The organism is Niallia sp. NCCP-28, assembly GCF_023168165.1.
Lineage (GTDB): Bacteria > Bacillota > Bacilli > Bacillales > Cytobacillaceae > Niallia.
Map to the genome: position 1 here is coordinate 246,770 of NZ_BQYJ01000003.1, position 14,468 is coordinate 261,237.

General features: G+C 36.2%; 12 protein-coding genes and 2 pseudogenes. 9 read left to right on the forward strand and 5 right to left on the reverse strand.

The window, feature by feature from the left end:
- Window positions 1–127: 127 nt before the first annotated feature.
- On the reverse strand, window positions 128–1,624 hold the full coding sequence (locus NCCP28_RS10540; RefSeq protein ID WP_248561374.1) for an MDR family MFS transporter: 1,497 nt from the start codon (window positions 1,622–1,624) through the stop codon (window positions 128–130).
- Between the two features lie 123 nt (window positions 1,625–1,747).
- Here NCCP28_RS10540 and NCCP28_RS10545 point away from each other — a divergent pair, with 123 nt between their 5' ends.
- The gene (locus tag NCCP28_RS10545; RefSeq protein ID WP_248561375.1) at window positions 1,748–2,410 is read left to right on the forward strand and encodes a TetR/AcrR family transcriptional regulator C-terminal domain-containing protein; all 663 of its coding nucleotides are present in this window, start codon (window positions 1,748–1,750) and stop codon (window positions 2,408–2,410) included.
- Between the two features lie 233 nt (window positions 2,411–2,643).
- Here NCCP28_RS10545 and fabF read toward each other — a convergent pair whose 3' ends face one another.
- Complete coding sequence (fabF, locus tag NCCP28_RS10550; protein WP_248561376.1) at window positions 2,644–3,882, reverse strand: beta-ketoacyl-ACP synthase II; 1,239 nt, start codon at window positions 3,880–3,882, stop codon at window positions 2,644–2,646.
- A gap of 115 nt (window positions 3,883–3,997) precedes the next feature.
- Here fabF and NCCP28_RS10555 point away from each other — a divergent pair, with 115 nt between their 5' ends.
- The 3 genes from NCCP28_RS10555 to NCCP28_RS10565 all read left to right on the forward strand — a co-directional run bounded on the left by NCCP28_RS10555 (window position 3,998) and on the right by NCCP28_RS10565 (window position 7,483).
- Window positions 3,998–4,840: a helix-turn-helix transcriptional regulator gene (locus tag NCCP28_RS10555; RefSeq protein WP_248561377.1), complete on the forward strand. Its 843-nt coding sequence runs from the start codon at window positions 3,998–4,000 to the stop codon at window positions 4,838–4,840.
- A gap of 58 nt (window positions 4,841–4,898) precedes the next feature.
- Window positions 4,899–5,480, forward strand: coding sequence for an LOG family protein (locus NCCP28_RS10560; protein ID WP_248561378.1), 582 nt, complete (start codon window positions 4,899–4,901; stop codon window positions 5,478–5,480).
- A gap of 332 nt (window positions 5,481–5,812) precedes the next feature.
- Window positions 5,813–7,483, forward strand: coding sequence for an ATP-binding protein (locus tag NCCP28_RS10565; RefSeq protein ID WP_248561379.1), 1,671 nt, complete (start codon window positions 5,813–5,815; stop codon window positions 7,481–7,483).
- 216 nt (window positions 7,484–7,699) lie between these two features.
- On the opposite strand, the pseudogene queF reads toward NCCP28_RS10565, so the two are convergent.
- Both queF and NCCP28_RS10575 read right to left on the reverse strand, forming a co-directional pair.
- A pseudogene (gene queF, locus NCCP28_RS10570) lies at window positions 7,700–8,038 on the reverse strand (preQ(1) synthase); the annotation flags it as partial.
- A 255-nt stretch (window positions 8,039–8,293) separates the two neighbouring features.
- A pseudogene (locus tag NCCP28_RS10575) lies at window positions 8,294–8,464 on the reverse strand (preQ(1) synthase); the annotation flags it as partial.
- A gap of 412 nt (window positions 8,465–8,876) precedes the next feature.
- Between NCCP28_RS10575 and NCCP28_RS10580 the strand changes: the two are divergent.
- From NCCP28_RS10580 to NCCP28_RS10600, 5 genes are all read left to right on the forward strand, one after another.
- A complete protein-coding gene (locus NCCP28_RS10580; protein ID WP_248561380.1) occupies window positions 8,877–9,077 on the forward strand; it encodes a hypothetical protein in 201 nt (66 codons plus the stop codon).
- A 95-nt stretch (window positions 9,078–9,172) separates the two neighbouring features.
- Window positions 9,173–9,610, forward strand: a complete 438-nt coding sequence (locus NCCP28_RS10585) for a hypothetical protein (protein WP_248561381.1) — start codon at window positions 9,173–9,175, stop codon at window positions 9,608–9,610.
- A 515-nt stretch (window positions 9,611–10,125) separates the two neighbouring features.
- A complete protein-coding gene (locus NCCP28_RS10590) occupies window positions 10,126–12,447 on the forward strand; it encodes a xanthine dehydrogenase family protein molybdopterin-binding subunit (protein ID WP_248561382.1) in 2,322 nt (773 codons plus the stop codon).
- The gene (locus tag NCCP28_RS10595) at window positions 12,444–13,268 is read left to right on the forward strand and encodes an FAD binding domain-containing protein (protein WP_248561383.1); all 825 of its coding nucleotides are present in this window, start codon (window positions 12,444–12,446) and stop codon (window positions 13,266–13,268) included. Before NCCP28_RS10590 ends, NCCP28_RS10595 begins: the two co-directional genes overlap by 4 nt.
- The gene (locus tag NCCP28_RS10600) at window positions 13,269–13,757 is read left to right on the forward strand and encodes a (2Fe-2S)-binding protein (RefSeq protein WP_248561384.1); all 489 of its coding nucleotides are present in this window, start codon (window positions 13,269–13,271) and stop codon (window positions 13,755–13,757) included.
- Between the two features lie 63 nt (window positions 13,758–13,820).
- Here the strand turns inward: NCCP28_RS10600 and lepB are convergent, their stop codons facing one another.
- Window positions 13,821–14,366, reverse strand: coding sequence for a signal peptidase I (gene lepB / locus NCCP28_RS10605; RefSeq protein WP_248561385.1), 546 nt, complete (start codon window positions 14,364–14,366; stop codon window positions 13,821–13,823).
- Window positions 14,367–14,468 lie beyond the last annotated feature (102 nt).

Consider the following 14,468-nt stretch of genomic DNA (forward strand, 5'->3'; position numbering starts at 1 on the left):
TCTGCGTTCGAGGCGCGAAGTTACCAAGGTAGGTAATGAGCATCCGAACAAGGAGAGCAACAAAGAAAGCGGGCGTTTGTCAACAGTCAAAAACCGTCTTTAAATTAGACGGTTTTTGATAGTGTAATCAGGAGTCATTTTTTGTTGTGTGGCCAAAACTGCCTGCTTTTTCATTGGACATGCATAATATGCATAAAAATGAAATGGCAAGTGGTATAAAAGTCCATAAAAAGGTAGTAGTAATTGAGTCAGATAAAATTTCCGTAATCAATTTCAGCACATCAGCAGGAATTTGTGCACGAGCTTCTGGTGAAAGAATAGAACCGCTGTCAATGTTATTTCCATTTTGCATCATTGCAGGAAGTCCATCTGTAAAGCTGTTCCGCTGAATAATTCCAAAAACAGTTATTCCTAAAGTCATGCCAAGAGAACGTAAGAAGTTGCTTGTCGAGCTGGCGATTCCTCGTTCTTGTGGAAGTGCGTTTTGCAAGGATGCCATTCCAAGAACAGAAAAAGATGGTCCTACACCGAGACCAATGATCATCATATAAATCGTTAAAATCCATCTTGGCGTGGAAGAATCCAATGTCGACAGTAAAAGGGTTCCTATTCCCATGATAATGCCAGATGTAATCATAATTTGTTTATAGGAGATTTTATTTGCCAGTCCGCCTCCAATTGCAGCTCCAATACTTGAGGTAACCATCATTGGCAATAATAATAAACCAGAGTTTGTGGCAGTTCCGCCAGTTACTCCTTGGATATATAAAGGAATATAAATCGTTGAAACCATAAAAACAGCTCCATAAAACATGCCTGTTAATACACCTGTTGTGTATAGCCGTTCTTTAAATAGTTTAAATGGCAAAATAGGATCTTTTATTTTTGTTTCCACCACTAAAAAAGTGATAAAGCAAATAATGGCGAGTGCAAATAAAAAAAGAATTTGCCAGGAAGACCATGCATAAGTATGCCCGCCTAATTCCAAGGCAAACATGAGGGCAACAGTAAAGCTGACAAGCAAAGTCGCTCCAGCCCAGTCGATAGCTGCTTTCGTATGGTAAGAGGATTCTTTGTAAAAAAGAATAATTAAAGCTAAAGCAATTAAACCGATTGGGATATTAATATAGAAAATCCAGCGCCAATTCATATGATCGGTAATAAAAGAACCTAATAATGGTCCTGCAATGCTCGACAAACCAAAAACAGCTCCAAAGATGCCGCTCATTTTTCCTCTAGTTTTCGGTGGGACCACATCCCAAATAATTGTAAATGCAATCGGCATAAGGGCACTGCCGCCAATGCCTTGAATGGCACGGAAAATACAAAGTTGGATCATTGTCTGCGCTGTACCGCATAATATCGAGCCCATTAAAAATAGAATAATTCCGATGATAAAAAAACGTTTGCGTCCAAAATTGTCGGATAATTTCCCGAAAATAGGCATACCTGCCATTTCTGCAACTAAATAAGCAGAAGTTACCCATACGTATTTGTCCATGCCGCCTAAATCACCTATAATTGAACCCATGCTTGTTGCGACAATAGTGTTGTCTAGTGAGGCTACAAATATGCCCAGCAATAAGGCTGCCATAACAGGAACAAGTTTTGTTTCATTTTTCATTCAATAAACGCCTCGCATTCCTTAACAATGTTAAATAACATGTAGAAGTTTAACATTGTTAAATTTATTAGTAAAGCACAAAATGAAAAATTCCTTTACAATGGAAGTAATGAGGTGACAAGAGTGGCTAAAAAGAATGTAAATAAGGAATCTATTACAGCAGCAGCTTTAGAAATTTTGCATGAAAAAGGAATAGCTGCTTTAACGATGAGAAATATCGCAGCAAAACTGGAAGTGCAAGCACCGGCTTTATATTGGTACATAAAAAATAAACAAGAGCTGCTGCAAATGATTGGAGAATATATTTCCAGTCAAATCGCATTTCCAAAACAGTCGAATGATTGGCAAGAGGAAACGACGGAACTCGCATTTGCAATCAGGAATGTGCTGCTTTCTATTCCAAATGGAGCAGAAATTATGATGGATACATTGCCGATTACAAAAAAAAGACTACATTTAATCAATAGAACATTTGAAATATTCTATCGTGCACAATTTCCTGAACATAAAGTTTTTCAGTATGTACTAGCGATAAATAATTATATAACAACATTTGTTTTAGATGAGCAAAGACAGCTGCAAATGGTAAAAACAATAGGAGTAGAAGTAATTCATAAACAATTTTTTGAATCTATCAGCCAAATATCAGAAGAAGAAATACCATATGTATATCGTCATATGCTAAAGCAAAAGGGAGCAATCAATAATGAAGCTAATTTTCTAGCGGGACTAAATATTATTTTAATGGGGATAAAAGGGGAGATAAATGAAATGCAAGACTATTGACAAACGCCCGCTTTTTTTATTGTTCGCCTTGTTCGGATGCCGCAGACGTTTTCAATCAGCCTAAAAATGTGCATTTTTGACTTTGGCTACACGCTGAAATGGAGAAAGGGAGAGAATAAATTAAAAAATCTTTGAAGGAAATAAAGGGATTTATCAATAAATTGAGAACTATATATAAAAGTAAAAAACATTAGCAATTACCTTCTGCTAATGTTTTTTGCTTTATTATTAGATTAGTGAATATTTTTTATAATGATGGAAGAATTATGGCCGCCAAAACCAAAAGAATTAGAAATTCCAATTTTTAAATGATTAGTGGGGCGAGCTTTGTTAGCAACATAATCCAAATTACAATCTGCATCAGGTGTCTGCAAATTTATGGTTGGTGGAATGATTCCTGATATTAAACTTTTAACTAGTGCTATTGCTTCGACCCCGCCGGATGCACCAAGCATATGTCCGAGCATAGACTTATTTGCTGTAACGGGGATTTGGTGAGCTTTTTCTCCAAATAATTTTTTTATTGCAAGTGTTTCGGAACGGTCGCCTACAGGTGTGCTTGTTGCATGTGCACTTATTATATCAATATCTGAAATGGTGATGTTAGCAGATTTGATCGCTTGATTCATGGCAGAGTATGCCCCGCGGCCATCTGGGTGAGAAGCTACCATATGATAGGCATCTGAACTGGCTCCATATCCGATTATTTCTCCATATATTGGAGCATTTCGAGATTTTGCATGTTCTAATGATTCTAATACAAGAATGCCAGCTCCTTCACTCATAACAAATCCATCTCTTTGTTTGTCAAAAGGACGGCTTGCTAAATGCGGTGCATCATTATTGGTTGATAAGGCTTTTGCATTGCTAAAGCTTGCTAAAGACAAGGGAGTAATTGCTGCTTCAGCTCCACCGCTAAAAATAATGTCTGCATGACCGTTTCGAATGGAGTTAAAAGCTTCTCCGATTGCAGTATTTCCAATGGAACAAGCTGTAACAGGGGACAGAGACGGGCCTTCTGCTTTTAAGCGAATGCTGATTTGGGCAGCAGCAGCATTGGAAATCATCATCGGCACTAAATTAGGGCTTACCCTGCTTGGACCTCTTTCGTTCAGCGTTTGTACATTATTAATCAATGTTTGCAAGCCGCCAATGCCCGAGCCGACATAGACGCCTATTCTTTCCGGATCAATACTTTTTAAGTCTAATTGAGAATCAGTTAAGGCCTCTTCAGCGGCGGCTAAAGCAAATTGTGTGAATCGATCTAATTTTTTAGCCTCTTTTTTGCCAAAAACTTCAGCGGCATCGAAATTTTCTACGAGGCCGGCTATTTGTGTTTTTTGATTAGTGCAATCAAATCGTTTAATTTTTTTAATGCCTGAATGCCCTGATTGCAAAGCTTCCCATAAAGTTTGGACATTATTTCCCAAAGGAGAAATAACACCCATTCCTGTAATGACAACTCTTTTCATTTTGTTTCCTCCTTTTGGTTTGTCTTTTCATTTTTAACTATTTTTTATCCTATTACAAGTTGTAGTTTATCCTAGTATAATGAGTAATAGATTAGGGGCCAGAGGAGATCATGATATGAATCAAGATATTAGATTACAAGCACTTTCGGAATTTTTAAAAACAAAACGAGGGAAATTAACTCCTGGAATGGTTGGTTTGCCTATTGGCACAAGAAGGCGTACACCCGGTTTAAGAAGGGAAGAAGTTGCACAGCTTGCAGGCGTCAGCACCACCTGGTATACATGGCTCGAACAAGGCAGGGACATTAAAGTGTCCATGTCAGTACTAGAAAATATTGCAGATGCGCTGCAATTAAATAAAGATGAACGAAAATATTTATATGGATTAGCGTTGGAAGAAGTGGAAAAAATTGATATGGGGCATGAAGAAAACTTTTCGATTACGCCTTCTTTAAAAAAAATAATGGAAGAACTTCGTTACTGTCCCACCATTATTTCTGATAGACGCTGTAATATTGTCGGCTGGAATGAAGCGGCAGCGCATGTATTTTTAGATTTTGCGCAAATTCCTGAAGAAAACAGAAATATGCTTGAATTGCTTTTTGCCAGAAAAGAATTTAAGTCATTAGCTGTCAATTGGGAGCATTTTGTCAAAGGATTTATAGCTATTTTTCGAACCTATTATGGACAATATGTTGCAGATGAATGGTATACCAGTTTTATTGAAAAAATGGAAAAGCAATATGCTGATTTTCATAAATTATGGAATGAAAGCGAAATAAGCTCTGCTCCTGATGTTCTAATAGAATTTCGCCATTCCAGGCAGGGGAAGATGTTATTTAATTTAACTTCTTTTCAAGTGCATGGCAATCATGATCTCAGAATCAGTGTATATACACCAGTAGAGGATACGCGAACCGAAGCAAAATTAATAGGGCTGCTAAAGGAGAGAAAATAATTTTTCTTGCGTTATGATGCAAGGATAAAGTGATTTGAAAAAGGAAAGGTGATTAAATATGAAAAGAATTGCTGTATTTTGCGGATCAAGCAATGGGGCATCGCCAATGTATATAAATGAGGCCAAATTATTAGGAAAGGAAATGGCCAAAAGGCAAATAGAACTTGTTTATGGCGGTTCATGTGTTGGATTGATGGGAGCAGTTGCAGATGCAGTATTAGAAAATGGCGGTAAAGCAATTGGTGTACTGCCTGATTTTCTCGCCGAAAAAGAAATTGCTCATAAACAACTGTCAGAATTAATTGTTGTAAAGTCTATGCATGAACGAAAAGCACAGATGGCTGAGCTGGCTGATGGTTTCATTACTCTTCCAGGTGGTGCTGGGACGATGGAAGAGTTTTTTGAAATATTTACATGGGGACAATTAGGCTTGCATCAAAAACCCTGTGGAATACTCAATACAAATAATTATTATGAACCCCTTATTCGCTTGATACATCATATGGCAGATGCTGCATTTCTTCAAGAAAAATTTCGGAATATGGCATTAGTAGATACGACAAGTACAGGGCTCTTGAATCAATTTAATACATATGAAGCACCACCGGTAAAAGTATTTTTAAATGAGCAGCAAACATGATAAAACGTAGGGAATCGCTGTAAAACTTTGTTAAACCACGGCTGCTTGTAAGAGGTTAAAAAAATTTGATGCAAGTATTTAACAGGCAGCCAGATCGAATAGAAAGCTTTCTTTAAAAGAAAGGGGAAATAGGCAGAATCCTTACCATTTTTCTTATGAATGAAGATTGTCGTTAAAAATATTATCTTGTTAATAGAATTAGATATTAGTAAAATATGCCTGCAATCTTATTGAGAATAGGGAATATCCAAAGGTGAATAGGTTCATTTGCCTAGAGTTTATAGAAAACTGGAACTATAATGGAAGATGAACATATAAAAAGAGGTGTTATAATGAGCAGTAATTTCATTTATCCAAAAAGTAGACAAATAGTGGACTATAATAGTAGACAAGGCCATATTCTCTATATGTATGAAAAAGTGGACAAATATGTAGAAAATGCAGTTGCTTTTATTGTAAACGGGGTCAAAAAGGGACATTATGTTTTATGGATAGATAAGGAAGAATTATATCACTCTATTTATCAGAAACTTAAAAATCTATTGAAAACAGAAGAGTTATCTTTCATTCATTTTAGCCAGGATAAGGAGTTTGTGGAGATTTTTATGGACTCGCCAACAAACAGTATCCCAAGTTATTATAGTGAGATTATTCAGGCAATGGAAGTGGATGAATTATCTATAAGCAGTTGGTTTCATGTCTCAGGAAAAGTGAAGAAAAATAAATTCATTAATTTATATCAGATTGGCGAATACTTAACAGAAATGCGCTGTTCAACGGAGCAAAAAATAGTGCTTGCAGTAGACGGGGGCGATATTTCAGCATCTTACCAAAATAGATTATTACATACATATCCAAACTTCATGACTGATATCCAAATTGTAGAATCTCCTCTTTATATGCCTGATAATGATCCCACTCGAACTAATTATAAGGAAAGGGTGAAATTAGAAGGGATATTAAAAGCGACCAATCAGCAGCTGGAATCCTTTATTATGCGAAATCTAGATCCTGTTATGATCCTGAATAATGATGATGATGTATTGACCATTAACGATGCATTTGAGAAAGTATTTGGCTGGACAGCAGCAGAAACGGTAGGGAAAAATTCACTTCAATTGCCTCATATCCCAGTCGTCAATCGCAAAGAAGTCTATCAGAATAAATGCATTACGCTGCTTGGAGAGAATGTTGGAGAATATGAATCAGTTAGAGTGACTAAAGCAGGCATCAGTCTTCATGTGCAAATTTCTTGTTTTCCTCTCAGAGATGAATACGATTGCGTCAATGGAAGAGCGGTAATTATTCGGGATATTACAGAAAAAAAGCAAGCGCAAGAATTATTGATAAAAACTGAAAAGTTATCGATTGCAGGAGAATTGGCAGCTGGAATCGCCCATGAAATCAGAAATCCTGTAACGGCGATAAAAGGATTTTTGCAGCTGATGGAACATGGAAACATGAACAATAAAACATATTTCGAAATAATGGAAGCAGAAATAGAAAGAATTGAATTGATTTTAAGCGAGTTATTGATGTTGTCTAAGCCCCAAGTTGTTCAATATGAATCTACCAATATTTCGATGCTGATTCGTGATATTGTCATTCTTCTTGAGGCAGAAGCAATTATGAACAATGTGGAAATAGAATTAGACTTCGAATTAGAAGATGTTATCTTAAATGGGGAAAAAAATCAATTAAAACAAGTGGCCATTAATTTTATTAAAAATGCGATCGAAGCGATGCCAAAGGGAGGAAAATTGATGGTGCAGCTGAGAAAGTATAATGAGAACCAGTTATTAATCCGTTTTATTGATGAAGGATGCGGCATTCCAGATTATGTGCTTTCTAAATTAGGGCAGCCTTTTTATACAACAAAGGAAAAGGGAACTGGATTAGGGTTTATGGTGAGCAAACGAATTATTGAAAATCATAATGGAACAGTTGCAGTAGACAGCAAAGAAAATATTGGTACAACAATAGATGTAATGCTTCCACTTTAGAAAGCAGCTGGTTATATTTTTGGATGTTAAGAAGTGGGGATAAATGGATGAAAGATAATTGATTGGCCATTTTTCTTATCAGAAAGAAAAATGGCTGGTCATAAAAAAGTTAGTAGAAAAAGCACAATAGTTCATTCTTAGTAGATGAACTATTGTGTGAAAAATATATTCACCTATTGCAAAGTGGCTTTACGCCCATAACTTGTTACTGGAAAATTAGCGATTATCAATTTTTTCTGGATACAAGTCATGATTCATTAAGCGGTTTGCTGCCATTTCTTCAAATTTAGTTCCAGGTTTTCCATAATTACAGTATGGATCAATGGAAATTCCGCCTCTTGGTGTAAATTTCCCCCAAACTTCAATATAACGAGGATCCAATAATTTAATTAAATCATTCATAATAATATTTACACAATCTTCGTGAAAATCCCCATGGTTGCGGAAACTAAATAAATATAATTTTAATGATTTGCTTTCTACTATTTTTTCATTTGGAATATAGCTGATATACATAGTAGCAAAGTCAGGTTGACCAGTAATTGGCACTGCCGAATAATCAGCAGCTGGACTATATCATATTCTTATTTTTTCTGCGAATAAAAAATAAGAACCCTCGCGCTTCCATCCGTAGATGTACTCTACTTTCTTCTATAAATAGTACTTGATTCGCTTCCTATTTATATGATTTCGATAGTCTCTGCACCTTCTCCCAATAAGAGAGCTTGGCTCAGGATTAGAATTTTTATTCCTTCCCTGAATTCACGAGGTTTAAGCGACAGTGTCTCCACTGAAGTGTGCCCTATCCTGACACAGACTGGTAAACTCTGGACAATTGAATTTTACAAAATAATCGCGATTCGCATGCAGATTATCAACAGATTCTAAAATATCAGGGCTATATTCAAATAAATATTTTGTGCCTTGATTTCCAAGCAATGTTAAATCTTCTAAACCTTCTTCTTTTTTTCTGCCAGACATACAAATACCTCCTATATTCATGTGTACAAAAAAGGCAGATCCATAGCAAAAAACTAATATATAAACAGAGGGAACTTCTTATGTTATATGTTTCTGGACAATTTCAGCAGGAAGAGGCTGTATTTGTTAAATCACTTCTTTTTTGCCGAAAAAATATCGAAAACAGTCTAAACAAAAGAAAAAGCCGCATCCTTATGGACATGGCTTTTACTGTCATGTTTCCATAGTTTTTTATAGAGGGTATCTGCTATGAACCTCTGATTCATCTCTGTAATGTACAAAAGAATCATAACGAATTTTTAGGACTTCGTCAAATGCCTTTTTAAAGAGGCTTTATCACGCATTAACGGGCAGTAAAACTTTCACCTCAAGATGTGGTAAGAGGAAACGCGAAATCTAGGTGGGGAGAAACTTGCCCATAAAAGTCTTATTGGTTCCATTAACAATCAGTGGGGGACGTGGAAAACCCCCACTGATTGAAGTTTCACTTTATGAAGGGGATTTAGAATGTTTTAGCATCTTAAAAGCTGACAAAGTGAAAAAGATAGAAATTTTAAGGAAATATCATAGTGGAATGACCAAAATAAATATTCCAACATATACTGAATTTTGAATATCGATGCACTTTATAAGGTAAGATAGTCCAGTTCAGAAAAAAGCATGTTTTTATGATTGCTAGGATGTGGTTAAATGATTGGTGATTCATCGTTGAAAGATACATTAATACTTCGTGATATTCAAAGAGATATTGATATAATTGTTGCTTCCTTGCTTTTAACTGGTCAAATTACTTTAACAAGAGTTTATTTTGGCCCAGGATATTTTGGAGTAACAGTAGGTGGACCATTAACTGGCGCCAAAAGATTAGAAACTAAATTTAATGGACCAGGAAAGGGTTTATCTATAGACGTTATTGATATTTTGCTTGCGCTTTTTTTAATAAAGGACCTAATTAATGTAGTAGGGCTTTTTATAGCATCTGATGCAACTTTTTCAATTAGTGTAAGTGGGCCATTATTTGGGAGAGCAAAGGTGGTTCCAATCTTTAAACATCTAAAAAATAATGAAACGGCATTAAAAAATATTGTCAAAGATGGCTATTTTATTCATAACGAACTTTTAAAGGAATTAAAAAAAACTAAATAAACAGAAAGGACCGATAAAATGGCTTTATCTGATTTACCTACAATCAAACCTTCAAAAACAAGCATTTTTCTTATAGCCCTTCCACTCACTCTTTTTATCTTCTTTTTTACACAAGACAAAAAAATAGATGAATAGTTAAACGGGAAAGTATTTTCTAAAGTTTATAAATGTATGGAAAATAGAAGGCGCTTCTATTTTCCTGCTGAAACGAACTTTTAATACTTTTTTTGATTATTTTTACATACATATAGAAGGAAACTATTAACCTTTATAATCATGTGTTTATTTTTATGGTAATAAGAACTTGTTTTTTTAATAAAAGGAAAAAGCAAATAAAAGTTAGCTGTTTTCATTTTTCTATGAGAACTTGTTCAACAGAATAAAGTAGGAATAAGAAAATTCTACTGATGGAAAGATTACTTTAGTTCATACAATTTAATGGCATTATCATTATATAAGAAAAACTGGCGGTAAGCATTATAACTCATTTACATGGAGAATAAGGAGATGAGACTTTGTCGCTGATTGGAAAAAGTGTGGTTCGGAAAGAAGCATGGACGAAAGTAAACGGAAAAGCAAAATATACAGGTGATTATTTTGCCTCTGATGCGTTATTTGTAGAAATGGTGAAAAGCAGCTATGCTCATGCATGGATCAAATCGATTGATACAGCAGAAGCAGAAAAGATTGAAGGAGTTCGTGCAGTCGTTTTAGGAGACAATCTCCCATTGATTGGGGAAGAAGTAATAGACCGCCCTCCATTAGCCACAAAAAAAGTTCGATATTATGGAGAGGTGATAGCGCTTGTTGTTGCAGATTCTTATGAGATTGCCAAAAGGGCTGCAAATAAATTAAGAATTGAATATGAACCAATAGCAATCGTAAATTCCCCGTTAAAAGCACTTGAAAAAGGTGCTCCCCTTATTCATGAAAATATTACAGCATATAAAAAAGATGCAGGGATCTATCCAGAAGAAGGCACAAATATAATTAATCGCACAAAAATTCGCAAAGGCAATATGGAAAAAGGCTGGAATGATAGTGAATTTGTAATGGAATCCAGCTTTTCTATCCCCTTGTCCGATCATGCAGCAATGGAAACAAGAACCGTTTTATGTGAAATCATTAGCGATGAAAAAATACATATTGTGACAAGTTCCCAAGCTCCCTATATGGTAAAAAAAATTATCAGCCGCGACTTTAAGATTTCACCAGGCAGCATTGTTGTAGAAACGCCTTTAGTTGGCGGTGGCTATGGGGGAAAAGCATCGGTGCATTTAGAAATATTTGCTTATATTGCATCAAAAGCAGTTGGAGGAAGAAAAGTGAAAATTGTCAACAGCAGAGAAGAGGATATTGCTGTTTCTCCTGTACATATTGGTTTATCTGCGACGATTAAACTGGGATGTGATGAAAAGGGAAAACTGCAGGCTGCTCAATTGCAATATATTTTTGATGGTGGCGCATATGCAGATAAATCTCCCCATTTAGCAACAGCTGGGGCAGTGGATTGCACAGGGCCATATAAATTGGAAAATATAACATGCGACTCTCTTTGTGTATATACAAATCATCCTTATGCCGCGCCTTTTCGCGGATTTAGCCACGGGGAAGTTCATTTTGCCTTTGAACGGGCAATGGATTTGCTGGCGAAAAAAGCAAAGATAGATCCACTGGCATTCCGGGAAATAAATGCAATTAAACCAGGTGATACAACACCTACTCAAGTGAAATTAAATAACAGCAATGTCGGCGATGTAGCTAAATGCATAGAAAAACTAAAGTTGCTAATAGATTGGGACAGTGGCGCTGTCAAGGAAATCGGAAATCATCTTGTTCATGTAAAAGGGATTTGCTGCACGTGGAAAAATTCTACAATAGGGCCTGATGCAAGCAGTGGAGCAGTTCTTACCTTTAATTCGGATGGAAGCATTAATCTGATGAGTGGATTAGTAGAAATAGGGACAGGAACAAAAACTGTTTTAGCGCAAATACTAGCTGAAAAAATGCGCATGGATGTAAATAAAATTTATGTGCGGATGACAGTAGATACACAAACAGAACCAGAACATTGGAAAACCGTTGCAAGTCGAGGGACGCTAATGGCAGGAAGAGCAGTAATGGCTGCAGCAGATGATGCGATTAGGCAGTTAAAACAAATGGCTTCCATTGTTTTGCATGCACCAGCAGATGACTTTGAGGTTGGAAATGAAAAAGTGTTTTTGATTGATGATCCTGCGATTTCTATTGATATAAAAGATATTGCCTATGGATATGTGTATCCAAATGGCAATGCAATTGGAGGGCAGATTATTGCCAGAGGAACATATATGCTTCGGGGACTTACCAATCTCGATCCTGAAACAGGAGCAGGAAATCCAGGACCAGAATGGGCTGTTTCTGCACAAGGAGTAGAGGTGGAGTTTAATAAAAGAACATTTGAGTATACAGTAAAAAAAGCAATAACCGTGATGGATATTGGTGAAGTGCTCAATACAAAAGCCGCCGAGGGGCAATTGAAGGGGGCCATGTCTATGGGGATTTCCTGGGCATGCAAAGAAGCTTTTTATTTTGACGAAAATGGTGTATTGCTGAATCCTCAGCTGCGCACTTATCGACCAATAAGATACGGGGAGCAGCCAGAATATCTGGTTGATTTTGTAAAAACCCCCCATCTTGAAGCGCCATATGGAGCAAGAGGCGCAGGAGAACAAGGGTTGATTGGGATGGCTGCCGCATTAGGGAATGCTCTTTCTGCTGCTGCTAATGTTTCGCTGCAATCATTGCCATTAATTCCAGAAAATATTTGGAAGGAAAAAAGGAGGAGGGACTTTTGAGTTTTCAATATTTTTACTCTCAGGCAATTGAAGAGGCTACAAATAGATTTGTAAAGGAGCAGCAAAAAAAAAACCGACCGTTTTATTATGCTGGAGGAACGGAAATTCTAACATTAAGAAGACTAAGCATCATTCATCCAAAAGCCGTTATCGATATAAAAAATATTCCTGCTTGCAATATATATCAACTTGATGATGATTATTTAGCATTAGGTGCAGCATTGCCATTAACAGAAATCGAAGAAAAAAACTTATTTCCCCTTTTAACGGATGTTTCCAAAGAAATTGCCGATCATACAGCACGCAATAAAATTACGTTTGGCGGAAATATATGTGGCCAAATCTTTTACCGAGAAGCAATTTTGCCACTTTTGTTGACAGATAGTTTGCTTGTGCTGGCAAAAGATCAGATGATTCGAACAGAATTGATTCACAACGTGTTTGATGAGCAATTGCTTCTTGATGATGGAGAGTTGTTTATTCAAGCATTTATAGAAAAAAAATATTTAGCAGCCCCCTATGTTGCCATAAAGAAAAGGCAGCAATGGACAGTCGGCTACCCACTTTTATCCATTGCCGCATTAAAAATTGAATCCACTATTCGTGTTGCAATTAGTGGATTATGTTCCTTTCCATTTCGTTCATTAGCATTAGAAGCTGCATTAAATGATCCGGCCAAAAGCAATGAAGAGAAAATAAAGGGAGCAATTGCAACGATTACAGAGCCTATCTTAGATGATGTAGAAGGTTCAAGTGAGTATCGTTTATTTGTGCTGGAAAATTTGCTGCATGAAGTGCTGCAGCAGCTTGAGGAGGAATAGATGGAACAGGGGACGAAAAAAATGACACTTGAATTAAAAGTTAATGGAGAGAAAAGAGAAGTGGTTGTCACTCAAGATGAAACGCTTCTGTCGACTTTAAGGAACAAGCTTTATTTAACAGGCGCAAAACCAGGATGCTATAACGGCGATTGTGGAGCATGTACGGTGCTGGTAAATAATAAACCGATGAAATCATGCATTATGCTTGCAGTAGAGGCAGCGAATATCTCAATTACAACGATTGAAGGGCTAAAAAATGCACCTATCCAGAAAGCTTTTATTGAAGAGTTTGCTTTTCAATGTGGATTTTGCACACCAGGATTTATCATGAATTGTCATGGATTATGCTTAAATAAGCCAAATGCAAAGGAAGAAGATATACGCGAATGGCTTTCTTCGAATATATGCCGTTGCACAAGCTATGAAGAAATAGAAAAAGCAGTGAAAAAAACTCTATCCCTGTATCAGGAAGAAAGAGCAAAAGAATAAAGCCAAAAAGCCTTTGGATAAAAAAATCAAAGGCTTTTTGGTTTGAAATAAAAGCAGGGTGTTTTAAGGAGAACCAAATTCAGAAAGGGGATAAAACCGAAGCACTACTTTGCCGATAATAGCGTCTTTGCGGATAAAACCAAAGTCTCGACTGTCTTTGCTTTTTAAACGGTTATCTCCCATAACAAAATAATATCCTTCAGGCACTTTGTTGTCTCCTGTTTTTTCTTTTAGGGTGAAATCCTCTGTAATTTTAGCTAATGTACTATTTTTTTTGTTTTCCTCTAAATAAGACTCTTTATAAGCTTGTCCATTTACATAAAGTACATCATCTTTAAAAGAAATTTTGTCCCCTGGCAGACCAATTACTCTTTTAATATAATTATTTTCTTTGGAATCAGGTGCATGAAAAACAATCATATCAAAGCGGTTAATTTTTCCTTGTTTATTCAAAATTACTTTATTGCCGTTTTCGAATGTCGGGGACATGGAAGCTCCTAGCACAGTCGTTGGGGTAAATAAAAATTGGCGGCATAAAAAAACAAGAAGAACAGCAACCAAAAAGGACTTTATCCAGCTAATTAATTCTTTTTTAGCAGAATGATTCATACTATTTTCTCCGTTCTATTTTTACTTAAATAAAATGTTACAAGGTTTCGAATCAGAAATCAATGTCTAAATGATTATGCAAAAGCCTCAGATAGAAAACAA